Origin of the sequence: Mesorhizobium sp. C399B (assembly GCF_030323185.1) — a bacterium.
Classification (GTDB): Bacteria; Pseudomonadota; Alphaproteobacteria; order Rhizobiales; family Rhizobiaceae; genus Mesorhizobium.
In genome coordinates this window covers 2,095,499-2,118,828 of the sequence record NZ_CP100472.1, presented here as the reverse complement: position 1 = coordinate 2,118,828, position 23,330 = coordinate 2,095,499, and the positions used below count along the sequence as shown (strand labels likewise).

At 62.7% G+C, this 23,330-nt stretch carries 23 protein-coding genes and 1 tRNA gene; 13 read left to right on the top strand and 11 right to left on the bottom strand.

Annotated elements, in window-relative coordinates:
* Nucleotides 1-67 precede the first annotated feature (67 nt).
* The 6 genes from NLY36_RS09995 to NLY36_RS09970 form a co-directional block, all read right to left on the bottom strand.
* Entirely contained in the window at nt 68-1,300 is a 1,233-nt protein-coding gene (locus NLY36_RS09995) for a MalY/PatB family protein (protein ID WP_050591485.1), read from the bottom strand.
* A gap of 49 nt (nt 1,301-1,349) precedes the next feature.
* Nucleotides 1,350-2,474, bottom strand: a complete 1,125-nt coding sequence (locus tag NLY36_RS09990; RefSeq protein WP_502882036.1) for an amino acid ABC transporter permease — start codon at nt 2,472-2,474, stop codon at nt 1,350-1,352.
* Between the two features lie 18 nt (nt 2,475-2,492).
* Nucleotides 2,493-3,680 (bottom strand): amino acid ABC transporter permease, encoded by a 1,188-nt coding sequence (locus NLY36_RS09985; RefSeq protein ID WP_023735056.1) that lies wholly within the window; start codon nt 3,678-3,680, stop codon nt 2,493-2,495.
* 171 nt (nt 3,681-3,851) lie between these two features.
* Nucleotides 3,852-4,865, bottom strand: coding sequence for an amino acid ABC transporter substrate-binding protein (locus NLY36_RS09980; RefSeq protein ID WP_023735055.1), 1,014 nt, complete (start codon nt 4,863-4,865; stop codon nt 3,852-3,854).
* Nucleotides 4,866-5,030: 165 nt separating this feature from the next.
* Nucleotides 5,031-5,990 (bottom strand): LysR family transcriptional regulator, encoded by a 960-nt coding sequence (locus tag NLY36_RS09975; protein WP_023671116.1) that lies wholly within the window; start codon nt 5,988-5,990, stop codon nt 5,031-5,033.
* A gap of 282 nt (nt 5,991-6,272) precedes the next feature.
* Nucleotides 6,273-6,362: transfer RNA gene (locus tag NLY36_RS09970), tRNA-Ser, on the bottom strand.
* Between the two features lie 359 nt (nt 6,363-6,721).
* On the opposite strand from NLY36_RS09970, the gene NLY36_RS09965 reads away from it, so the two are divergent.
* From NLY36_RS09965 to NLY36_RS09950, 4 genes are all read left to right on the top strand, one after another.
* On the top strand, nt 6,722-7,477 hold the full coding sequence (locus NLY36_RS09965; RefSeq protein WP_023735054.1) for a DUF2569 family protein: 756 nt from the start codon (nt 6,722-6,724) through the stop codon (nt 7,475-7,477).
* 105 nt (nt 7,478-7,582) lie between these two features.
* Nucleotides 7,583-7,906 carry a hypothetical protein gene (locus NLY36_RS09960; protein ID WP_023683176.1) on the top strand — a complete coding sequence of 108 codons (324 nt, stop codon included), beginning with the start codon at nt 7,583-7,585 and terminating at the stop codon, nt 7,904-7,906.
* A gap of 252 nt (nt 7,907-8,158) precedes the next feature.
* Nucleotides 8,159-9,148 carry a BMP family lipoprotein gene (locus NLY36_RS09955; RefSeq protein WP_023683177.1) on the top strand — a complete coding sequence of 330 codons (990 nt, stop codon included), beginning with the start codon at nt 8,159-8,161 and terminating at the stop codon, nt 9,146-9,148.
* Between the two features lie 89 nt (nt 9,149-9,237).
* Nucleotides 9,238-9,699 carry a GNAT family N-acetyltransferase gene (locus NLY36_RS09950; protein ID WP_023691864.1) on the top strand — a complete coding sequence of 154 codons (462 nt, stop codon included), beginning with the start codon at nt 9,238-9,240 and terminating at the stop codon, nt 9,697-9,699.
* Here the strand turns inward: NLY36_RS09950 and NLY36_RS09945 are convergent.
* The gene (locus NLY36_RS09945; RefSeq protein WP_023735053.1) at nt 9,694-10,080 is read right to left on the bottom strand and encodes a hypothetical protein; all 387 of its coding nucleotides are present in this window, start codon (nt 10,078-10,080) and stop codon (nt 9,694-9,696) included. The two genes, NLY36_RS09950 and NLY36_RS09945, sit on opposite strands and share 6 nt — an antisense overlap.
* Nucleotides 10,081-10,093: 13 nt before the next feature.
* Nucleotides 10,094-10,300 carry a SlyX family protein gene (locus NLY36_RS09940; RefSeq protein WP_196813821.1) on the bottom strand — a complete coding sequence of 69 codons (207 nt, stop codon included), beginning with the start codon at nt 10,298-10,300 and terminating at the stop codon, nt 10,094-10,096.
* Nucleotides 10,301-10,518: 218 nt separating this feature from the next.
* On the opposite strand from NLY36_RS09940, the gene NLY36_RS09935 reads away from it, so the two are divergent.
* The 6 genes from NLY36_RS09935 to deoA all read left to right on the top strand — a co-directional run bounded on the left by NLY36_RS09935 (nt 10,519) and on the right by deoA (nt 16,807).
* Nucleotides 10,519-12,051, top strand: a complete 1,533-nt coding sequence (locus NLY36_RS09935; RefSeq protein WP_023698756.1) for an ABC transporter ATP-binding protein — start codon at nt 10,519-10,521, stop codon at nt 12,049-12,051.
* Entirely contained in the window at nt 12,048-13,187 is a 1,140-nt protein-coding gene (locus tag NLY36_RS09930) for an ABC transporter permease (RefSeq protein WP_023686470.1), read from the top strand. The genes NLY36_RS09935 and NLY36_RS09930 overlap by 4 nt, the downstream gene beginning before the upstream one ends.
* A gap of 1 nt (nt 13,188) precedes the next feature.
* The gene (locus NLY36_RS09925) at nt 13,189-14,160 is read left to right on the top strand and encodes an ABC transporter permease (protein ID WP_023683182.1); all 972 of its coding nucleotides are present in this window, start codon (nt 13,189-13,191) and stop codon (nt 14,158-14,160) included.
* A 107-nt stretch (nt 14,161-14,267) separates the two neighbouring features.
* Nucleotides 14,268-14,660: a cytidine deaminase gene (gene cdd / locus NLY36_RS09920; RefSeq protein ID WP_023683183.1), complete on the top strand. Its 393-nt coding sequence runs from the start codon at nt 14,268-14,270 to the stop codon at nt 14,658-14,660.
* A gap of 12 nt (nt 14,661-14,672) precedes the next feature.
* Nucleotides 14,673-15,488 carry a purine-nucleoside phosphorylase gene (locus NLY36_RS09915; protein WP_023735052.1) on the top strand — a complete coding sequence of 272 codons (816 nt, stop codon included), beginning with the start codon at nt 14,673-14,675 and terminating at the stop codon, nt 15,486-15,488.
* Nucleotides 15,488-16,807: a thymidine phosphorylase gene (deoA, locus tag NLY36_RS09910; RefSeq protein WP_023733522.1), complete on the top strand. Its 1,320-nt coding sequence runs from the start codon at nt 15,488-15,490 to the stop codon at nt 16,805-16,807. Before NLY36_RS09915 ends, deoA begins: the two co-directional genes overlap by 1 nt.
* Nucleotides 16,808-16,816: 9 nt before the next feature.
* Here deoA and NLY36_RS09905 read toward each other — a convergent pair whose 3' ends face one another.
* From NLY36_RS09905 to NLY36_RS09895, 3 genes are all read right to left on the bottom strand, one after another.
* Entirely contained in the window at nt 16,817-17,380 is a 564-nt protein-coding gene (locus NLY36_RS09905) for a TIGR02281 family clan AA aspartic protease (protein ID WP_023695614.1), read from the bottom strand.
* A gap of 129 nt (nt 17,381-17,509) precedes the next feature.
* On the bottom strand, nt 17,510-18,139 hold the full coding sequence (gene upp, locus NLY36_RS09900; protein ID WP_023671129.1) for a uracil phosphoribosyltransferase: 630 nt from the start codon (nt 18,137-18,139) through the stop codon (nt 17,510-17,512).
* Between the two features lie 135 nt (nt 18,140-18,274).
* Nucleotides 18,275-19,246: an adenosine deaminase gene (locus NLY36_RS09895; protein ID WP_023695615.1), complete on the bottom strand. Its 972-nt coding sequence runs from the start codon at nt 19,244-19,246 to the stop codon at nt 18,275-18,277.
* 134 nt (nt 19,247-19,380) lie between these two features.
* Here NLY36_RS09895 and ubiE point away from each other — a divergent pair, with 134 nt between their 5' ends.
* From ubiE to coaBC, 3 genes are all read left to right on the top strand, one after another.
* Entirely contained in the window at nt 19,381-20,157 is a 777-nt protein-coding gene (ubiE, locus tag NLY36_RS09890; protein ID WP_023695616.1) for a bifunctional demethylmenaquinone methyltransferase/2-methoxy-6-polyprenyl-1,4-benzoquinol methylase UbiE, read from the top strand.
* Between the two features lie 31 nt (nt 20,158-20,188).
* Complete coding sequence (ubiB, locus tag NLY36_RS09885) at nt 20,189-21,763, top strand: 2-polyprenylphenol 6-hydroxylase (protein WP_023671132.1); 1,575 nt, start codon at nt 20,189-20,191, stop codon at nt 21,761-21,763.
* A 67-nt stretch (nt 21,764-21,830) separates the two neighbouring features.
* The gene (gene coaBC / locus NLY36_RS09880; RefSeq protein ID WP_023735051.1) at nt 21,831-23,297 is read left to right on the top strand and encodes a bifunctional phosphopantothenoylcysteine decarboxylase/phosphopantothenate--cysteine ligase CoaBC; all 1,467 of its coding nucleotides are present in this window, start codon (nt 21,831-21,833) and stop codon (nt 23,295-23,297) included.
* The last annotated feature ends 33 nt before the right edge of the window (nt 23,298-23,330 follow it).

The window sequence follows — 23,330 nt, the reverse complement described above, 5'->3', positions numbered from 1 at the left end:
CGGACGTTTCCTTACCGGCTGCCGGCATCAAGTACCAGGCTCGCATCCGAAGCACCCTGGCGCTCGATCACAGGGATGCCAGCGCGCTGGACATGCGCTCCAGCCCTTGGCGCAACAGAGCACGCGGGCAGCCGACATTCAGGCGAATGAAGCCTTCGCCGCCAGGCCCATAGACGCGGCCGTCATAGAGATTAACCCCGGCCCGATCGACAAAGAACTTCTGAATTCCACCCACTCGGCCATCGAGCGCGCACGCGTCCAACCACACCAGAAACGATGCGTCGGGCCGCATGGGCGTGATGCCTGGAAGGTGTTCACCGGCGAACTCGCAAACCAGATCGATGTTGCCGGCGATGTAGCGCGTGAGTTGGTCGAGCCACGGCGCGCCGCTGCTGTAAGCAACCTCCAGGGCCAGGCGGCCGAAAAAGTTCGCATTCACCATGAATGACGCCTGCATTGCGGCAAGAAGCGCCTCGCGGCGCTTTTTGCTGGCTACCGAAATGGTTGCCGAAGGAACCCCGGCAAGATTGAAAGTCTTCGTTGGAGCGGTGCAGATGAACGATTTCTCCGCAGCATCTTCCGAGATGGAGGAGAAGACGATGTGGGGCCGATCCGACAACCTTATGTCGCAGTGAATGTCGTCGGATATGACCAGGATGCCATGGCGCTCGCAGATGTCGTTGAGCGCCGCCAATTCTTCGAGGGTCCAGGCCATACCGGCAGGGTTGTGAGGATTGCACAGCAGGAATGCCTTGGCACCGCCGGCCGCCAGTTTCTCGAAATCCTCCAGATCAAGTTCATATCTGTTGTTCTGCAGCCTCAGCCGGTTCGTAAGCAGAACCCGCCCGTTTCCCTGAACAACTTCGAAATAGGGCGAGTACACGGGCGACTGCACAATGACGCCGTCACCGGGCTTGGTGAAGGTTCGCAGTATCGCAGCCACGGACGGCATGATCGCCGGCGCGGGAAGCAAGGTCTCCAGTTTCGGCGACCAGTTGTGCCGGTGCGCGAACCACGATTGCACGATCTCATAGTGGCGCGGATCGCGGCGTGTGTAGCCGTAAATGCCATGCTCCGCGGCCTCGCGCAGTCGCGCGATGACGGTTTCCGGAGCGCGGAAGTCCATATCCGCCGTCCACAGCGACAGCAGGTCCTGGCCCTCGACCTGGGGAGAGAACTCGTCCCACTGGTTGGCCCATTTGACGGATCCGAACTGCTGACGGTCGTGGATCTGGTCGAAATCTATTCCCGCGATATGTCGTTGCCCAAGCGCCGATGCGGGCGTGTCTGCACAAGCCATTTGATGGTCACCTTGCCGCGGGCATTGCTTGTGGCATCATCAGCGCCTCCTAGGATTTGTGGCCACGCGCCAATTGGCGCTCCATAGATTGCGAGTAACGCGACATGCCGAAGCAAAAGCTCCAGTAGACCAACCCCGCAAAGAGGTAGCCGGTTGATGAGATCGTCGGGCCTGCCCAGTTCGGATCGACGCGCGCCGTTTCAACGGCCTTCAGGAAATCCGCGATGCCGACGATGGCGACCAGAGTCGTGTCTTTGAACAGACCGATGAAGGTCGAGACGATGCTCGGTATGACGATCGTCAACGCCTGAGGGAGGACGATCAGGCGCATCATGTCGAAGTAGCCGATCCCGAGCGCCTTGGCCGCTTCGTGTTGGCCCTTCGGGATCGCCTGAAGGCCGGCTCTCACGACCTCGGCCATATAGACGGACGAGAACAACGCTATCGCGATGAGCGGGCGCAACAGTCGATCAGGCGTCAGATAATCCGGGACGAAGAGCGGCATCATGAAGTTCGCCATGAACAACACTGTGATAAACGGCACGCCGCGGACGACTTCGATGAACGTGACGCAAACCGTCTTGACGAAAGGGAGTTCCGACCTGCGTCCAAGCGCCAGGACAACCCCGATCGGAAGCGAGAAGACGATACCCACGATCGACATCAGCAACGTGATCAAGAGACCGCCCCAGAGCGTCGTATCGATGACAGGCAAATGAAGCCAGGCAACGCCGCGCACGAGAACGAACGCGGCCACGGGGTAGACGAGGAAGAACAGCAACGCCGCCACTTTGCGCCGCGGAGCCTTCGTCCACAGGAGCCAAACGATGAGGATGGCGCCGATCGCCTGCGCAAGGTCCACCCGCCACCGCTCGGAAACCGGATACGCGCCGTATCGCAGGTAGTCGAACTTCTCGGCGATGAAAGGCCAGCAAGCCCCCTGGCTGTTCGCACGGCAAGCTTCATGGCCGCCGCTCCAGACCGCGTTGAAGATCGCAAAGCTCAGGAAGTGATGCAGCAGCCACGTGGCGAGGAGGACAAAGCATATTGTCAGCGCGCCTGAAGACGGCGTCGAAAACAGGTTCTTTTTCATCCAGCTCACTGGACCCGGTCGAACGTCCGCGGGAGGCGCCATGGCTGGTATGAGCGCGCTGATCACAATTGGCGAACGCATGGACTGATCGCTCATCCGTCACCTTTCAACAATTGCAAAATGTTGGTTGCACGCGTTCATGACCAACGACGTGGCAAGGGAGGTGACGAGATAGACCGACAGAGTAATCGCCATGACCTGGACGGCGGCTCCGGTCTGATTGAGCACCGTGCCGGCAAAGATCTGAACGAGGTCGGGATAGCCGATGAACACGGCAAGCGACGAGTTCTTGATGAGGTTGAGATACTGGCTTGTCAAAGGGGGAATGATGATGCGCAGCGCCTGGGGAACGACGACCAGACGAAGCGTCTTGCCCGGCGCCAGCCCCAACGCATGCGCAGCCTCGGTCTGGCCCTTTGGCACTGCCTGAATTCCACCTCGCACGATCTCGGCGATGTATGAACCGGTGTAGACCGACAGACCGATCAGGAGAGCGGCAAACTCCGGATAGAGCTGATGCCCGCCTTGAAAATTGAAACCCCGTAGCTGCGGGGCGACGAACGAGACCGGCTCGCCAGCCGCCAGGAACACGACCAGCGGAAATCCTATCAAGGTCGCCAGACTGACCAGAAGCACCGGCAGCTGCCTGCCCGTCCGTCTCTGGATGCTCCTGGCGCGAAACCAGAACGCAACGCAGCAGGAAATGGCCGCAACGAATGCCAGGCCCACCAGACCCGCTCCCGGATGCAAATGAATCTCCGGAACGATGAGGCCGCGATTGTTGAGGTAGATGCCGCCGGGAATGGCGATGGACGCCTTCGGCGAGGGCAACGGCTTGAGGACGGCGTTGTACCAGAACAGCAGCTGCAGCAATAACGGAACATTGCGCACAAGCTCGACATAGGCGGTCGCCACCTTCGAAACGATCCAGTTCGGCGACAGGCGGGCAACGCCGATGACGAAGCCAAGCAACGTCGCAAACAGGATTGCGAGGAGACTGACGTAGAGGGTGTTGACCACTCCCACCCAGAACGCCTGACCGTAGCTGGACAATGCATCGTACGGTATCAGGGTTTGATTGATGTCGAAGCCGGCAGACTCATTCCAAAAGTCGAATGAGAGCGGAATCCCCCGGACCCGCATATTCGATGCAGTCTGCATGCCGATGCCCAGCGCCAAGGCCAGCAGGCAGCCGGCGAGCAAGAGCTGGTAGAGGATGCCCCGCACCTTCGTATCGTGCAGCGACAACCTCCTGCGCGACGGCGCGGGAAGCGACAAATGGGACATGGGCTGTTCCTATCGGGTCCGTGCAAGGCGCTGACGGTAACACGCCAGCGCCTTGCAACCATGCCTTTGCCTAAAGCGCGTCGGGTTTGAACGGACTCAGGCGACGCGCTTTAGGGTCTTCGTTATGCATGTCGTTGTCTCAAAACCGGGGCCATTTTTGAGCGACATGCATTAGCGGATCGGCGGAGCGTACTGAACGCCGCCTTGGTTCCAGAGCGCGTTCATGCCACGCTCCATTTTCAGCGGCGAATCCTTGCCGACATTGCGTTCGAACACTTCGCCGTAATTGCCGACCTGCTTGATCACCTCGACCGGCCAGTTATCGCCGAGCCCGATGTCCTTGCCTATGCTGCCTTCCACGCCAAGCAGGCGGCGGATGCTGGGATTGTCAGACGATTTCATGGCATCGACGTTCTTGGAGGTGACCCCGTATTCCTCCGCGGCCACCATGACGTAGAGCGTCCACTTCGCCACATTGAACCACTGGTCGTCACCCTGCCGCACCGCCGGGCCAAGCGGCTCCTTGGAGATCAGCTCGGGAAGAACAATGCTGTCGTCCGGCTTGGCCATGCGAAGCCGCGACGCGTTCAAGGTGGAGGTGTCTGCGGACAAGACGTCGCAACGTCCCTCCTCATAAGCCTTCACGACAGCTTCCTCGTCTGCGAAACCAACCGTCGTGTACTTGATCGACTGCGAGCGAAAATAGTCGGCAAGGTTCAACTCGGTCGTGGTGCCCTGGGTGACGCATATCGATGCGCCGTCAAGTCCCTTGGCTGACGTGATATTGTCCGCCTTGCGCACCATGAACCCCTGGCCGTCATAGAAATACGTGCCGGCAAACAGTATGCCTAGCGACGTATCGCGGGACGATGTCCAGGTTGCGTTGTGGGCGAGAATGTCGATCTCTCCCGACTGCAAGGCGGTGAAGCGATCCTTTGGCGTCAATGGGATGAACTTGACCTTTTGCGCGTCCCCGAGCACGGCAGCGGCCACGGCGCGACAATAATCGACGACAAATCCGGTCCATTTGCCTTCATTGTCGGGAAGGCTGAAGCCAGCCGTGGCCGAATTCGTGCCACAGGTCAGCACGCCATTTTTCTTGACATTATCGAGGGTTGCGGACCACGCCGAGGAGGCGGTGCACGCGATGGCGAGGGCAAGTAGGCCCTTGAACGTTGATCTCATTTCGGCATTCCCCTGTTATTGTTGAAAGGGAATGTGCTCTCCAGGTAAACTATTCGTCAAATCGATTGTCCTCATGGTCAAAATGAGCGCCCCTCATAATTGCGCAGCACCCGCTCGCAGGTAAAAAGGCGCTCGAGTGTTGAAACAGACGACAGCGCGCGCGACCTATTTTACGGCCGACCCAGGTCTCCGACGGTCGACCCTTGGTCTCTTGGTCCGCGACTCGTTGTAGATGCCCACGATGATTTCCCGGAGCCACCTGGTTCCCGGGTCATTCGCCATCTGGCGGTGAACAATAAGCCAGGCATTCACATTCGATATCGGAATGGGTGGCGGGACCAACGTCACCTCACTCCTCTCGTCCAGCATTTGCAGGATGGCATCACCGCAATGGGTAATCAGTTCAGTGCCGCGAAGCGCCCAGGGCAGCACCGGATAGTTCGAGATGGTCGCAACGACATTGCGGCGAAGACCCATCTGTTTGAGGGCGGCATCCGCGAGGCCTTCCGCCAGGCCATCTGCGGAAATCTGGAGGTGAGAACTGGCCAAATAGGTTTCCAGCGTCATAGCGCTTCTGGCGATCTTGCTTCCACTCCACACCGCGCAAAACAATCGGTCCTGGCCAAGCTCCACCTTCAAGAGACCTGGGTCGTCGCGTATCGCTGCTCCCGTCAGCGCACAGTCAACTTGTCTCAAATAGACCGATGAACCGATTTCGGGTCCGTTTGCGGGAATGACGTTCAGCGTCGCGCCAGGAGCTTGCCTGGAAAATTCTCGAATGAGGCCCGGGATGAAAACCATGGCATGATAATCTGTAAGCCCAACTCGAAAGTTGCGTCGCGTCGTTGCTGGATTGAAGATCTGATGCCGGTCGATCGATGCGCGGATCGTCGCGAGTGCGGCGGAAATATTCGACAGCAGCTCAACTGCCCGGGGAGTTGGCCGCATCTCGCCGCCATCTCTGGTGAACAATTCATCCTGCAATAGATACCGAAGCTTCGACAGGGAGTGGCTTACAGCTGATTGTGTTCTGCCCAATTCGGTAGCCGCCCGCGTCACGCTCCTTTCCCGCATCATCACGTCAAAGACCCGCAATAGATTGAGGTCGATATCGTTATAATTCATGGAATTACCTCATCTGCGACCTGAGACCGCACCAGGCGGCACTACCGCGTTGGTTGCGACGGTGACAGATGGGGCACGAAGAGTGAAGACAGAGGTTCGGCGCTACGCCTTTGAAACTCTGGCGGACCAGGTGACGGCGACCGCCGGATGGCTCCGCGGCATTTCTGCGCCTGGCTTGGCGAGCAAGCCGGCAATCCGCCATGAACCCAGGGCGAGCATGTGAAGTAAAGTCAGCCGCACCCGCTGGGTGGGAAATCGCAGGCGGTTTCATTGGCTTGATAATGGCGGAGAGAGCGGGATTCGAACCCGCGTTACGGTCTCCCGTAAACACACTTTCCAGGCGTGCGCCTTCAACCACTCGGCCACCTCTCCGTCCTTGCATTCGCGCCGGCCGGTTTTGCCACGCGGGTTGGGGAGATGCATCCCTTTGGGATTTGCGGGAAGACCCGCTTGATGGACACCGCCAACCAGCGGATGCCCTTCCCGGCGCCCGTCAATCAAACAGGCGCGGGGCTCATCTAGTCGATCCGGCGCCGAATGCCAAGCCATAACGGCAGTCTATTCGCTTTGCCGGCCATGCATCGTTTCGCGGGGCGTTGAACGGCTCCGCTTCTAAGGCGCTTCGGTTCTGAATGGTGTGCACGGGCAAGGCGGCAGGGCCGGCCGCGCTTGACTTCGCCCCTCGCCACCTGTCGAGTGCGGCGGAGGCTTTGCGGGGGCAACGTCCAGACATGACCTCGAGCAATGAACAGCCGGCCAGCGGAACGCCGGCCGGAGGCATTCCAGGCGGGCTGACGCCCGCAGGGCCTCCGGACAGCGGGCTGTCCTTCGTGCCCGTGGTCTGGCTCCTCTTCGTCATGGCATGGTCGGTCTACTGGCTGGTCTCGGCGCGGTGGCTGTTGGAGAGTTCCAGCGTGCCGGACAGGGTCTTCTATTTCGTGCTTGGCGGACTGGCCTTCGACATCGTCACCATCGTGTGGGGGCTTTATCTGCTCGGCCTCGCCTTCAGCCGTTCCGCGCGCTTTCCGCGTCATTTCACCATCTGGCAGATCACCACCATCGCCTGGCGGCTGGCCGAGCAGGTCTATGCGCTGACCGTGCCCGATTTCACCGTCTCCGCCAGGGAGCTTGCGATCGCCGCCACCGAAATCGTCATCGGCCTTTTTTGCATTTACTTGCTGCGCCGCCGCGACGAGGCCAAGGCCTTTTATGCAAGGCCGGAAGCGCAGGCACCGTCAGCCTTTGGTTCGATCGTCGCCGCGCTGGCCGGCATCATCCTCGGCGCCGTCGTCGGCACTGTCGCCGGCTTCGCGCTTGGCGCGGGGATCGCCGAAGCCACCGACATCAGCTGTTTCGAAGGCGGCTGCGGCTACTTCGCCGTGTTCATCGGCCTTGCCGGGCTGGTGGTCGGGGCCATTGGCGGCGGCGTCCTCGGCGTCTGGCTCGTCCATCGGCGGAGCCGAAAAGTGGCCATAGGCGGGCGATAGGCTTCAAATTCGCATATGGCGATTGCACGCCGGGCGTGCGCATTCTATTCCTCGCCTTTGACCGGAAGGTCCTCGGGAGGAACTTGAGGATCGGGGAAGATTTCGATGTTGCGTTTTTTGTTTCGCCTCGCGGCCATGATCGCACTCTCGGTCGCCGTCATCATGGCCGTGCTCGACGCGACGCGCTCGGTGGCGGCTTCCACATTGGTCATGACGCCGCTGAATTCGAGCTGGCTGGCGGTTTCGCCCGACACCCGCGCGGCCTTCGAGACCTTCGTGCGCGCCAAGGTCAATCCGATGATATGGGATGGCGGCATCGCCTGGGTGCTTGCCCAGCCGGGGTTTGCCGTGTTCGCGGTGCTTGCCTTCATCCTCTATGCGATCGGCTACCGGCGCCGGCGGCGCGGCGGAGAATTCGCGCCGGGCTGATGGGTTGTCCCAGCGGACTTGCGACGACAACGCGGCAATCGTCCACAGCTGTCACCGCATTGGGCATGTTTTTCCAACGGGGGGCATGCTTTTCCAAAAGGTCAAAATTCCGCGTGAATTTTGTTTCGGGCCGTGCCAGATTGCCTTGAGCGGGAGGGGAGTACACTCCTGGCTGATGCCGCATGCCTGCCGGAGAACCGGGCAGGCGGGCGGCGCGTAACGGAAAAAAATAACCGACAGGGTGTGGATCAAATGAAACGTATCGTTCTCGGCCTCCTGGCCGCAACCGCAATGGTTCTTCCGGCTTTCGCCGCGGATGTCCAGCCGGCCATCCTCTACGATCTCGGCGGCAAGTTCGACAAATCCTTCAACGAGGCTGCCTATCACGGCGCCGAAAAGTTCAAGACCGAGACCGGCACCGCCTATGTCGAGTTCGAAGTGTCGAACGCCTCGCAACGCGAGCAGGCGCTGCGCCGCTTCGCCGAGGACGGCCGCAACCCGATCGTCATGGCCGGCTTTGCCTGGGAGGATGCGCTGAAGGTGGTCGCGAAGGAATATCCCGATCTCAACTTCGCCATCATCGACGATGCCGTCGATATGCCCAATGTCCGCTCGCTTGTGTTCAAGGAAAACGAAGGCTCCTATCTCGTCGGCATCCTGGCGGCGATGGCCTCGAAGTCCAAGAAGGTCTCCTTCATCGGCGGCATGGACATTCCGCTGATCCGCAAGTTCGAATGCGGCTATGTCGGCGGCGCCAAGGCGGCCGGTGCGACCGATGTCATCCAGAACATGACCGGTGACACGCCCGCGGCGTGGAACGATCCGGCCAAGGGCGGCGAGATCGCCAAGACGCAGATCGACCAGGGCTCCGACGTCGTCTATGCCGCGGCCGGCGGCACCGGCGTCGGCGTGCTGCAGGCGGCGGCGGATGCCGGCAAGCTCGGCATCGGCGTCGATTCCAACCAGAACGGCCTGCAGCCCGGCAAGGTGCTGACCTCGATGCTGAAGCGCGTCGACGTTGCGGTCTACACCGCCTTCATGGACGGCAAGAACGGCACCTTCAAGGGCGGCCTGCAAAATCTCGGCCTCAAGGAAGGCGGCGTCGACTACGCCATGGACGACAACAACAAGGCGCTGGTCACCGACGAGATGAAGGCTGCCGTCGAAAAGGCCAAGGCCGACATCATCGCCGGCACGATCCAGGTGCACGACTACACCGCCGACAACGCCTGCCCGTATTGATCTGTATCCATTAGAGTTGAAACCGCCGGGCGAGAGTCCGGCGGTTTTGTTTTTGGGTCTTGAAGGGGGCCGCAACTTGAGAGGCGAGAGTGAAGCCGACCATCGGACCGATGACGGAACGCGATGTTGATGCAGTGGCGCGACTGCGCATCGCCGCCTTTTTCGAGGGCAGCGCAAGAACGTTGAATGAGGACGTCGCCGGGCTTCGCGAGTTGCTCAATGGAGATGGCTTCGAGGCGGCGCTTGTGGCGCGGATAGGGGACGTCCCGGTCGGGACCTGCCTGCTGGTTCGCCACGAACTTGAACCCGCGCATGAGCTGACGCCTTGGCTGGCGGGATTGGTCGTCGATAGCGACCACCGCGGCAAAGGGATCGGCCGCGCGCTGGTTGCAGCCATCGAAGCGCATGCAACCGCGATCGGTGTGGAGAGGACCTACCTCTATACGTGGGTGGCGCGAGACTTCTATGCCGGGCTCGGTTGGGCAGTGGTCGAGTCGTTTGAGCAGGACGGCTACCCGATGCTGCTGATGTCGCGCGAACTCGGCCTATAGCTGTCCGACGAGATAACCCAGCGCAAACACCACCATCAGCGTAATGGCGATAGCGAAGCCGCGTCGGCCACCGAGCGAATGCACGCCGACGCCATAGGGCTTCCGCTCCAGTCTGCCGATCACCGGCTTCGCTTCGTCCTGGCCAACCACACGCATCTGCGGCAGTTCGGCGATGCGTTGCGAGATCAGCCGCCAGCGATCGCTGCCGCCCGATGGCGCACCACGGTCGAGGACATGCATGCGCTCGGCCAGCCGCATCACCGTGTCGCGGAAGGCGGGATCGATCTCCAGGTCGCGCTCGGCACGTTCGCGGTCGCGATCGTTCATCAGGCCAAGCACATAATCGCCCGCCCGCGCAACGCGGTCGCTTTCACCGGCCATAGGCTTCTCCTTGCTACCAGTGCGGCGGTTTGGTTATCGGCACGTCGGGTGCCGATTGTTCCTCCAGAGCCATGAAGCGCCCGGTCAGGGCATCGAGCTTGCGCTGCATGCGTTCGATCGCCGTCCACTGTTCGGCGATCTGGCCCGACAGTTCCTCGATGGTCTTTTCCTGCTCGGCGGCGCGGATTTCCAGCGTCGTCAGCCGGTCGACAGGCATGATCATTCGAAACTCCCCAGGTCCTGGTGCACGCAGTTGCAGCATGATGCGACTGTTGAGCCTTGCATATTAGTGAATGTGAAGGTCTGCGGCCACGTTCGAAATTGACAAGCGCACCGGGATTTGTCGAGAGTGGCCACTGCGCCGCCAATTGGCACGGGTGGGGCATCATGCTAGGCGTTTTGACCAAGCGATAAAAAAATAAGAGTGGGACAGGCTGCATGGCGCAAGCCGCAATCGAACTGATCGGCATCAACAAGAGTTTTGGCGCCGTTCGCGCCAATCGCGACATCAATCTGGAGATCGCACGCGGCACCATCCATGGCATCGTCGGCGAGAACGGCGCCGGCAAGTCGACGCTGATGTCGATCCTCTATGGCTTCTATCAGGCCGACAGCGGCGAGATCCGCGTCGGCGGCAAGCCGGCGTCGATCAAGACCTCCAACGACGCCATCGCGCTCGGCATCGGCATGGTGCATCAGCACTTCATGCTGGTCGACAATTTCACCGTGCTGGAAAACATCATCCTCGGCGCCGAAAGCGATGCGCTGTTGAAAAAGAGCATCGCCAAGGCGCGCTCCGAACTGGAGCGGCTCGAGCGCGAATACGGGCTGGAAGTCGATCCCGACGCCATCATCGAGGAATTGCCGGTCGGCCTGCAGCAGCGTGTGGAAATCCTCAAGGCGCTTTATCGCGGTGCCGAAATCCTGATTCTCGACGAGCCGACGGGCGTGTTGACGCCGGCCGAGGCCGACCATCTGTTCCGCATCCTCAGGCAATTGAAGGACCAGGGGAAAACGGTGGTGCTGATCACCCACAAGCTGCGCGAGATCATGGCCATCACCGACAATGTCTCGGTCATGCGCCAGGGCACGATGGTGGCGACGCGCGAGACCAGCAAGACGACAGTCGGCGAACTGGCCGAACTGATGGTCGGACGGCGCGTGCTGCTGCGGGTCGAAAAGGGCGAGACGGAGGCCGGCGCGGTCAAGCTCGCGGTCAAGAACCTGACGGTGAAAGACCAGCGCGGCGTCACCATGGTCGACGACATCTCCTTCGATATCCACGCCGGCGAGATCGTCGGCATTGCCGGTGTCGCCGGCAACGGCCAGTCCGAACTGCTCGAGGCGATTTCCGGCATCAGGCGCGCGGTTTCCGGCTCGGTGATGCTCGATGGCAAGCCGATCGACCTGACCGGGGCCGCCGATCCCGGCGAGTTGCGCGACCGTGGGCTCGCCCATGTGCCGGAGGACCGCCATCATGTCGGCCTGGTGCTGGCCTTCGAGGAGAACGAGAATTCGATCCTCGGCTACCATGACGACCCGCGCTACCTCAAAGGGCCGTTCCTCAACATCGACGCCATCATGACCGATGCCAAGGACAAGATCGAGAAATACGACATCCGTCCCGGCAATCCGCGTCTGAAGACGGCGAATTTCTCCGGCGGCAACCAGCAGAAGATCGTGCTGGCGCGAGAAATGGAGCAGGACCCCGGTGTTCTGATCGTCGGCCAGCCGACACGCGGCGTCGATGTCGGCGCCATAGAATTCATCCACAAGCGGCTGATTGCCATGCGCGACCAGGGCAAGGCGGTGCTGGTGGTGTCGGTCGAGCTCGACGAGATCCGTTCGCTGTCCGACCGCATCCTGGTGATGTTTGCCGGGCGCATCGTCGGCGAACGCGGCCCGGAGGCGACCGAAGGCGAGCTTGGTCTGCTGATGGCAGGCGTCGATCGCCAGGAGGCGGCAGAGTGAGCACGCCTTACGCCAAGCTGCCGGCCTGGGCCGATTATGGGCTGATCCCGCTGATCAATCTGTCAGTGGCCTTCATCGTTGCCGGTTTCGTCGTCATGCTGGTCGGCGAAAACCCGTTTCGTGCCGCCGTCATCCTGGTCGAGGGCGCTTTCGGCAAGGGAACCGGCATTGCCTTCACGCTGTTCTATGCCACCACCTTCATCTTCACCGGCCTGTCTGTGGCGGTGGCCGCGCATTGCGGCCTGTTCAACATCGGGACCGAGGGCCAGGCCTATATTGCCGGCCTTGGCGTGGGCGTGGTCTGCCTCGCCTTCGACACTGTGCTGCCGTGGTGGCTGACCTTTCCGCTGGCGATCGTCGCCGGAGCCGCCGTCGGTGCGCTGTGGGCGCTGATCCCGGCCTATCTGCAGGCCAAGCGCGGGTCGCACATCGTCATCACCACCATCATGTTCAACTTCATCGCGGCCTCGATCATGGTCTACCTCCTGGTTGGGCCGTTGAAGCCGGCGGCGTCGCAGGCGCCGCAGACGCGCAACTTCCTCGCCGGCGCCGAACTGCCCAAACTCAACTGGATCATCGAACTGTTCGGCGCCAAGATCCGCTCGGCGCCGTTCAACATCTGCTTCCTGCTGGCGCTGCTCATGGCATTCCTGGTCTGGCTGCTGATCTGGCGCACCAAGCTCGGCTACGAGATGCGCACCTATGGCCACAGCCCGAAAGCGGCGCGCTATGCCGGCATTTCGGAGACCCGCATCATCATTATCGCGATGATGATTTCGGGCGCGCTGGCCGGCATGATGACGCTGAACCCGGTGATGGGCGACCAGCACAATGTGGCGATCGATTTCGTCTCCGGCGCCGGCTTCGTCGGCATTGCCGTGGCGCTGATGGGCCGTCTGCATCCGGTCGGCATCGTGCTGGCGGCGATCCTGTTTGGCATGCTCTACCAGGGCGGCGCCGAACTTGCCTTCGAAATGCCGGCGATTTCCCGCGACATGATCGTCATCATCCAAGGCCTGGTCATCCTGTTTGCCGGTGCGCTGGAGCACATGTTCCGGCCCTACGTCCAGGCGCTGTTCGCCTCGTTCAGTCCAAGGTCGGTCGGCATCGAAGCGGTCAAAGGGAAGGGCGCCTGAGATGGACGTCTTCATCGCCATCGTGCAGATCCTGGACTCGACCATACGCCTGTCGGTGCCGCTGCTGCTCGCTTGCCTCGCCGGCCTCTATTCGGAACGCGCAGGCGTTTTCGACATCGGGCTGGAAGGCAAGATGCTGGTCGGCGCCTTTGCAGGTGCGGCCGCCGCTTCGGTCTTCCATTCGGCCTTCCTCGGTCTCGGCATGGCGATCGTGATGTCGGTCGCCTTTGCCCTGGTGCACGGCTTCGCCTCGATCACCCATCGCGGCAACCAGATCGTCTCCGGTGTGGCCATCAACTTCGTCGCCGCCGGCTCGACCATCATTCTGGGCCAGGCCTGGTTCCAGCAGGGCGGGCGCACGCCGGCGCTGCAGCCGGGCGAGCGTTTCGAGGCCATCACTCTGCCAGGTGCTGCCGCGATCCATGATGTGCCCATCATCGGGCCGATCTATTCCGAGCTGCTCTCGGGCCATTCGATTCTGGTGTATCTCGCTTTCGCCATGGTGCCGTTCACCTGGTGGGTGTTGTTTCGCACCCGCTTCGGCCTGCGCCTGCGCGCCGTCGGCGAGAACCCGGCCGCCGTCGACACCGCCGGCATCTCGGTCGCCTGGCTGCGCTACCGGGCGCTGATCTGCACCGGTGTGCTGACCGGCATTGCCGGCGCCTACCTCTCGATGGTGCAGAATGGCGGCTTCGTGAAGGACATGACCGCGGGCAAGGGCTACATCGCACTGGCGGCGCTGATCTTTGCCAAATGGCGACCGGTGAACGCCATGTTCGCCTGTCTTCTGTTCGGCTTCCTCGACGCGGCGGCGATCCGCCTACAGGGTTCGCCGCTGCCGTTGATCGGCAAGGTGCCGGTGCAGTTCATGCAGGCGCTGCCCTATGTGCTGACCGTGATCCTGCTTGCCGGCTTCATCGGCAAGGCGATCCCGCCGCGCGCCGGCGGCGTGCCTTATGTCAAGGAACGTTGATCCGGGCGCCCAGGAGCACTGTGTCGAACATGCGGCTGGTGCTCGAAAGGCGCCAGGAAAACGCAAATGGCCGGGTTTTGACCACGATCGTCGGAGAGAACGTCTAGATGTCGCATGATCTGTTCGAAGCCGCGCAGGAGGCCATGGCCAAGGCCTACGCGCCCTATTCGAAGTTTCCGGTGGGTGCGGCGTTGCGCACCGAAGACGGCCGTGTCTTCACCGGCGCCAACATCGAGGTCGCGTCCTATCCGGAAGGCTGGTGCGCCGAGACCACGGCGCTCGGCCATTACATCATGGGCGGCGGCGGCAAGATTGTGGAAATCGCCGTCATTGCCTCGCGCATGGCCAAATGCTCGCCCTGTGGCGGCTGCCGGCAAAGGCTGGCGGAATTCTGCCGGCCGGACACAAAGCTCTATCTTTGCGACAACACCGGCGTGGTCGAGACCGTGACCATGGGCGACATGCTGCCCTACGGGTTTCGTGGCGACATTTTGAAGTGAGAGTTGGCTGATATGAAGGAAGCTCTGGACCACCTCGTTGAAAGGCTGGACGGGTTGGCGCCGACAACGGCGATGGTGCTGGGGTCGGGCCTTGGCGGGCTTGTCGACCAGGTCGAAAATGCCGTGCGCATCTCTTATGCCGACCTGCCGGGTTTCCCCCGCAGCGGGGTGACTGGCCATGCCGGCGAGGTGGTCGCGGGGCTTTTCGCCGGCACGCCGGTGCTGATGCTGTCCGGCCGCGCCCATTATTACGAGCACGGCGTTGCTGCGGCGATGCGGCCGGCGCTGGAGGTGCTTGCCGGCATCGGCATCACCAAGCTGATCCTTACCAATGCCGCCGGCTCGGTCGATCCCGACATGCTGCCTGGATCGGTGATGCTGATCACCGACCACATCAATTTCTCCGGCTCCAACCCGCTGATCGGCGAGCCTAGCGACCGCCGCTTCGTCGGCCTGACCGAAGCCTATGATGCCGGCCTGCGCGCGGCGATCGAACGGGCGGCGAAGGCGACAGGGACGGCGCTGCACAAGGGCGTCTATATGTGGTTTTCCGGTCCGTGTTTCGAAACCCCTGCTGAAATCCGCATGGCCCGCGTCATGGGCGCCAAAGCGGTAGGGATGTCGACCGTACCGGAGGTCATTCTCGCCCGCTTCTTTGGGCTTCGCGTAGCCGCCTGTTCGGTGATCACCAATCTCGCCGCCGGGATGACCGGGGCGGAACTGTCGCACCAGGAGACCAAGGACATGGCGCCGATCGGCGGCGCACGGCTGGCGACGATCCTTGCGCATGTGTTCCAGGATGGGTTGCCGGAGCCAAAGGGCACCTGATGCTTCCGCAGGAAATCATCCGCCGCAAGCGCGACGGCCAGAAACTGTCCGCGCAGGAGATTTCGGCCTTTGTCGCCGGCGTCACTTCGGGCAGCGTCTCGGACGGCCAGGTCGGCGCCTTTGCCATGGCGGTGTTCTTCAACGGCATGAACCGCGACGAGGCGGTGGCGCTGACGCTCGCCATGCGCGATTCCGGCGATGTGCTCGACTGGTCGGACCTGCCGGGTCCGGTCACCGACAAACATTCGACCGGCGGCGTCGGCGACAATGTCTCGCTGATGCTGGCGCCGATCGTCGCCGCTTGCGGCGCCTATGTGCCGATGATCTCCGGCAGGGGCCTTGGGCATACCGGCGGCACGCTGGACAAGATGGACGCCATCCCAGGCTATATCAGCCAGCCGGATATCGCGCGCTTCCGCAAGACGGTGCTCGAGACCGGCTGTGCCATCATCGGACAGACCGCCGATCTCGCGCCCGCCGACCGTCGCCTCTATGCGATCCGCGATGTGACCGGAACGGTGGAATCGGTGCCGCTGATCACTGCCTCTATCCTGTCGAAGAAACTCGCGGCCGGCCTGCGGTCGCTGGTGCTCGACGTCAAGGTCGGCAATGGCGCCTTCATGGAGAAGTCGCGCGACGCGACAGCACTGGCCAACAGCCTGGTCGAGATCGCCAACGGCGCCGGCCTGAAGGCCTCGGCGCTGGTCACCGGTATGAACGAGCCGCTGGCGTCGGCGGCCGGCAACGCGGTCGAGGTGCGCAACGCCGTCGATTTCCTCACCGGAAGGTTCCGCGACAAGCGACTGGAGGATGTGACGCTGGCGCTGGCCGCCGAGATGCTGCAATCGGCAGGGCTGGCGTCGTCCAATCAGGACGGTCTCAGGCGCGCGGCCGAGACGCTGGCCGGCGGCCGCGCGGCAGCCGCCTTCGCGCGTATGGTCGCAGCCCTTGGCGGTCCCGCCGATTTCGTCGAGAAGCCGGAAAAATACCTGCCGAAAGCGGCGGTGGAGTTTGCGGTCAAGGCGACAGGCAACGGTTTTGCCACCGCTATTGCCACCCGCGATATCGGCCTTGCCGTGGTCGGGCTCGGTGGCGGGCGCACGCGGCCGGACGACAGGATCGACCATGCGGTCGGCATCACCAGGCTGCTGCCGCTCGGCGCCGAGGTGCGGGCCGGCGAGCCGCTGGCGCTGGTCCACGCCCGCACGCAAGTGGAGGCCGAAGCGGCCGCAGCCGCCGTGCTTTCGGCCTATACGATCGGGGCGTCGAAACCAGCCGCCGACAAGACTGTCATCCGGCGCGTGCTGCCGCGCGGGTAGCGGAACGCGCTACTGCACCAGCAACAGTGTGCCGTTTTCGACCTGGTATTTTGCCAGCCGCTGCAAAAAGCTCATGCCAATGAGGTTGGTGCGCAGAGCCTTGTCGTCGAGCACTACCGCCTGGACGTTGTCGACGCTGATCTTGCCGATCTGCAGGCGATCGATGTTGACCACGGCGGCCCTGATCGCGCCATTGGCGGTGTTGACCTGCTGGTTGAAGTCCGACGGGTTGAGCGAGATGCCGATGCGGCGCGCCGTCGAGGTGTTGATGGCGACCAAAGTGGCGCCGGTGTCGATCATGCCGTCGACCTGGCGGCCGTTGAGCTTGAAGGCGGAGGTGAAATGGCCGCGCTCGTCAGCCGCCACCAATACTTTGCGCCCAGTGGGCAGCGGTGCGGCCGGCTTGCCGGGAACCGAGGCCATGTTCAGTTCGGGCTGAGGCTGCGCGGACGGCTTGCCGGCGACGGTCGACTTCAACAGGTTGTCGAGAATCTGCGGATTCGACTGATAGACGATCGGGATCGATGCCGACGTTCCGGCGAACACGCCCAGAATGACAAGCTTGCGCAGCATGAATGGACCTTCGTGAAGGCCCATTCTTGCCCACGTATGGTGTGTGCCGCTTTAACGCCAACCCGAAACCGCGGCTTTGCGTAAACGGGCGGTAAACGACTGGATGTCAGCTGGCCTTGCCAGCCGCCGTCATTTGGTTCCGTACATGCGGTCGCCGGCATCGCCGAGGCCGGGCATGATGTAGCCCTTCTCGTTGAGCTGGCGGTCGATGGAAGCGGTGAACACGGGAACATCCGGATGCGCCTTGGTGAAGCGCTCGATGCCTTCTGGCGCCGCCAGCAGGCAAAGGAAACGGATGTTGGTGGCGCCGCGCTCCTTCAGCTTGTCGATGGCCGCGATGGCCGAGTTCGCGGTCGCCAGCATCGGATCGACGACGATCACCAGCCGGTCGGCGAGATCGCTCGGCGCCTTGAAGAAATATTCCACCGCCTCCAGCGTTTCGTGATCGCGGTAGAGGCCGACATGCGCGACGCGGGCCGCCGGGACCAGGTCGAGCAGGCCTTCGAGCAGGCCATTGCCGGCGCGCAGCACCGAGGCGAAGACCAGCTTCTTGCCCTCCAGCGTCGGCGCTTCCATGGTTTCCATCGGCGTTTCGATGGTCGTCGTCGTCAGTTCGAGGTTGCGGGTGACCTCGTAGCCGAGCAGGAGCGAGATCTCGCGCAGCAGCCGCCGGAAACCAGCGGTCGACGTCTCCTTCTTGCGCATGATGGTGAGCTTGTGCTGGACAAGCGGGTGGTCGACGACGGTGACGCCCTGCATGGGTTGCTCCAGTGAATGGTGAATAGTGAATAGTGAATAGTGAGCAGGTTTGCGAGTCCCGATGGATCGATCATTGCCGTTGACAGGCCGAAGCGCCGGCAAACCAATCACCAATCACCAATCACCAATCACCAGTCACCTCTTCGCATCGAGCCGGGCAAGCAGCGCGCTTTTCGTCTTCCTGTCGACGAAAGCCGCCTCGATCGCGGTTCGGGTGATGGCGGCCAGCGCCTTTTCGTTCATGGCGAAATGCTCGGCGGCGATGTCGTATTCGCGCTTCAGCGAAGTCCAGAAATAGGGCGGGTCGTCAGAATTCAGCGTCACCTTGCAGCCGGCTGCCTGCAGCGCAGGGAAAGGGTGATCGGCGAAACTGTCGTAGACCTTGAGCGCGATGTTGGAGCCGGGGCAGCATTCCAGCACGATGCCCTCATCGGCGATGCGCCGCACCAGATCGGGGTTTTCGATGGCGCGCACGCCATGGCCGATGCGCGACGGGCGGATATGGTCGAGTGCGGCCTGCACCGTCTCCCATCCGGTCAGCTCGCCGGCATGGATGGTGATGCCGAGGCCGGCTTCGCGGGCGATCTCGAAGGCCCTGACATAATCCTCCATCTCGCCCATGCGCTCGTCGCCGGCGACGCCGAAGCCGGTGACCAGCGGATTTCCGCAGCGCGCCGCAAAGCGCGCCGCCTGCTCGATCGACTCGACGCCGACATGGCGTACGCCGGTGACGATCATGCGGCCCTCGATGCCGGTCTTGGCTTTGGCGCGCAGCATGCCTTCGCCGAGCGCATCGGTATAGGCCTTGGGCGACAGGCCGGCCCTGACGGCATGGTCGGGCGAGGTGAAGACCTCGGAATAGATGGCGCCGTCGCGGGCAAGGCTGGTCAGATAATGGTCGGCGAGGCGGGCATAATCCTCCTCGGTGCGGAACAGGTCGGCGGAAAAATCATAAGCCGCCAGGAACGAGGTGAAATCATGCCAGACGAAGGAGCCGTTCTGGATATAAAGCGAGGTGTCCTTGCCGTATTTCTGCGCCTGACGGATGACGAGTTCGGGCGCCGCTGCCCCCTCGATGTGGCAGTGCAGTTCTGCTTTCAAAGGCATGCAGTTATCCCGTCTCATCAGTCCAGGCCGTAAAGCCCACCACCTGGAAGCGCGGCCGAACACCGCGCCTTAAACAATAGCGCCCGCACCATCGATCGGCTATGGTCCCGCCGGTTTTATGACGGATCAAAATAATGTCAGTTGAGAGAACCACGGCCGCGGGCGGCATGGAAACCTCCTATGGTTTCAAGAAGGTAGGGCCAGGCGACAAGCAGCCTCTGGTCAATGAGGTTTTCCACAAGGTGGCGAACCGCTACGACCTGATGAACGACCTGATGTCGGCCGGGCTGCACCGGCTGTGGAAGGATGCCATGGTGACATGGCTCAATCCGGCGAAACGTCCGGGCTGGAAAGTGCTCGACGTGGCCGGCGGCACCGGCGACATCGCCTTCCGCATTGTAGACGCCAGCCATGGCAACACGCATGCCACGGTGCTCGACATCAACGGCTCGATGCTTAGCGTCGGCCGTGACCGTGCGGAGAAAAAGGGCCTGTCCGGCAACACCGATTTCGTCGAGGCCAATGCCGAGGAACTGCCTTTCACCGATAGCACCTTTGACGCCTACACCATCGCATTCGGCATCCGAAACGTGCCGCGCATCGATGTCGCGCTGACGGAAGCCTTTCGCGTGCTGAAGCCCGGCGGACGGTTCCTGTGCCTGGAGTTTTCCGAGGTCGAGATGCCGCTGCTGGACAAGGTCTACGAAGCCTGGTCGTTCAACGCCATTCCGCAGATCGGCAAGATGGTGACGGGCGAGGGCGAACCCTATTCCTACCTGGTCGAATCGATCCGCAAATTTCCCAATCAGCAGAACTTTGCTGCCATGATCACCCGCGCGGGCTTCGAGCGCGTGTCGTTCCGCAACTATTCCGGCGGCATTGCCGCCCTGCATTCGGGCTGGAAGCTTTGAGGCACCACAGTTTGCAGCAGCAGGGTAGGCGATGAGCAGCGTCGGCGCCGCCTTTCGGCTCGCACGGGCCGGCTGGGTGCTGGTTCGCGAAGGCGTGATCGCAGCATTGCCGGGCGACGAACTCGGCGGCCTGCCGAAATTCGGCTGGCGCATGGCCCGGCTCTTCACCCGCCGCCGCGCACTCGCTTATGAGCGCAGCGACCGGCTGGCCAAGGCGGTGGTCCGGCTCGGACCCTCCTACGTCAAGCTCGGCCAGTTCCTGGCGACGCGGCCCGATGTCGTCGGCAACGACATGGCGCTCGACCTCGCCATGCTGCAGGACAAGATGCACACTTTTTCGCAGGCGGAAGCGGTGGCGGCGATCGAGGGCTCGCTCGGGCGCAAGATCGGCGAACTCTATACGCAGTTCGGCGGGCCGGTCGCGGCGGCCTCCATCGCCCAGGTCCATCCCGCGCAGGCCATGCATGACGGTGTCGATACCAAGGTGGCGGTGAAGGTGATCCGGCCTGGCGTGCGCCGCCGCTTCTTTCAGGATCTCGAAAGCTATTTCCTCGCCGCCCGGCTGCAGGAGAAATACATCCCGTCGTCGCGCCGGCTGCGGCCCGTCGAGGTGACCGAGACGCTGGCGCAGACCACCAAGATCGAGATGGATCTGAGGCTCGAGGCGGCAGCGCTTTCGGAACTTGGTGAAAACACCAAGGATGACCCGGGCTTTCGCGTGCCGTCGGTCGACTGGGAGCGCACCGGGCGCGATGTGCTGACCATGGAATGGGTCGACGGCGTCAAGATGAACGACATCGCCGGCCTCGCTGCGGCGGGCCACGATCTGAAGGCGATCGCCACCAACCTGATCCAGTCGTTCCTGCGTCACACGCTGCGCGACGGCTTCTTCCATGCCGACATGCATCCAGGCAATCTGTTCGTCGAGGCCAATGGCAATATTGTCGCCGTCGATCTCGGCATTGCCGGACGGCTCGGCAAGAAGGAGCGCCGGTTCCTCGCCGAAATCCTCTACGGCTTCATCACGCGCGACTATCTGCGCGTCGCCGAGGTGCATTTCGAGGCCGGCTACGTGCCGCGCCAGCACAATGTCGCGGCTTTCGCGCAGGCCATTCGCGCCATCGGCGAGCCGATCCATGGCCAGCCGGCTGAAACCATCTCGATGGCGAAGCTTCTCACGCTGCTGTTCGAGGTCACCGAACTGTTCGATATGGCCACGCGGTCGGAACTGATCCTGTTGCAGAAGACCATGGTGGTGGTCGAAGGCGTCGCACGCACGCTCGACCCGGCCTTCAACATGTGGAAGACGGCCGAGCCGGTGGTCGGCCAGTGGATCGCCGGCAATCTCGGGCCGAGCGGCCTGCTGATGGACGCGCGCGACGGCGCCAAGGCGCTGCTGGCGCTGGCCCGCCAGGCGCCCGATCTTGCCGCCCGCACCGAGCGGCTGTCGCGCGAGATCGATTTTATGGCGGAGCACGGCCTCCGCTTCGACGAGGCGACATCGCGCGCCATCGGCAAGGCCGAAGCCCGTTACACCCGCTCGGGCCGGCTGGCGCTGTGGGTGATCGCGCTGACGCTGGTTTACATCGCGTGGAAGCTGCTCTGATCGCTTGCAACGCTAGCAACGGTGGTGCTAGCGTTGCAGTCGCGCTATTGATGTCGCGGAGCAAGTCATGGGCACCATTACTGTCCGCAATCTAGCTGACGACGTGAAGCAGAAATTGCGTGAGCGCGCTGCGGCGCGCGGGGTGTCGATGGAGGAAGAGGCGCGTGATGCGCTTGCCAAAAGCGTGCTGTCGGCGGAAGCCGGCATGCCCGAGAGCGAAACCCTCTATGCAACAATCCGCCGCTTGGTTGAGCCTCATGGAGGTTTTGACATCGATCTGCCCGAGCGAGGTCAATCCACAAAAACGCACAAAACCCTCGACGGCAAGCGCATCCTGCTGATCATCGGCGGCGGCATCGCCGCCTACAAGGCGCTGGACCTGATCCGCCGGCTGCGCGAGCGCGGTGCGGCGGTGCGCGTCGTGATGACATCGGCGGCGCAGGAGTTCGTCACCACGCTTTCGGTCGGCGCGCTTTCGGCCGACCATGTCTTCAGCGAATTGTTCGACCGCAATGACGAGCACGATGTCGGCCATATCCGCCTGTCGCGCGAGGCCGACCTTCTGGTAGTGGCGCCGGCCACTGCCGATCTGATGGCCAAGCTCGCCAACGGCCATGCCAACGATCTGGCCTCGACGGTGCTGCTCGCCACCGACAAGAAGGTGCTGATGGCGCCGGCGATGAACCCGAAAATGTGGTCGCATGCCGCGACGAGCCGCAACCGGGCGACGCTCGCCAAGGATGGCATCGCCTTCGTCGGCCCGGCCAAGGGCGAAATGGCGGAAAGCAACGAGGCGGGCGAGGGCCGCATGGCCGAGCCGCTGGAGATCGTGGCAGTGATCGAGGCACTGCTCGACAGCAGGCCGAAGCCGCTGGCCGGCCGCAGGATCATCGTCACCTCGGGGCCGACGCATGAGCCGATCGACCCGGTGCGCTACATCGCCAACCGCTCTTCGGGCAAGCAGGGCCATGCGATTGCGGCAGCGCTGGCAAGACTGGGCGCGGATGTACGCCTGGTCTCCGGTCCGGTTGGCATTGCCGATCCGGCCGGCGTTGTGACGACGCATGTGGAGACCGCGGCCGAGATGAAAGCGGCCGTCGAACAGTTGTTGCCGGCGGACGCCGCGGTCTTCGTAGCTGCCGTCGCCGACTGGCGCACCGCTGGCACGGCCGGCGAGAAGATCAAGAAGGTGGCGGGCCAGGGCCCACCGGCGCTGCAAATGATCGAAAACCCCGACATTCTCGCCGGCGTCGGTCATCACGGGCAACGCCCGGGGCTGGTTGTCGGCTTCGCCGCCGAGACGCAGGACCTGATTGCCAATGCCGAGGCCAAGCTGAAGAAGAAGGGCGCCGATTTCATTGTCGCCAACGATGTCTCGCATGAAAGCGGCGTCGGCCCCACCGGCGTCATGGGCGGCGACCGCAACAAGGTGCGCATCGTCTCGAAGGACGGTGTCGAGGAATGGCCTGAGATGGGCAAGGACGAGGTGGCGGCGCGGCTCGCCGCGCTCATCGCCGAGCGTTTGCAAGCCTGAGCGGCCGCCGGTTCCGCAATCGGGCAGGCCATG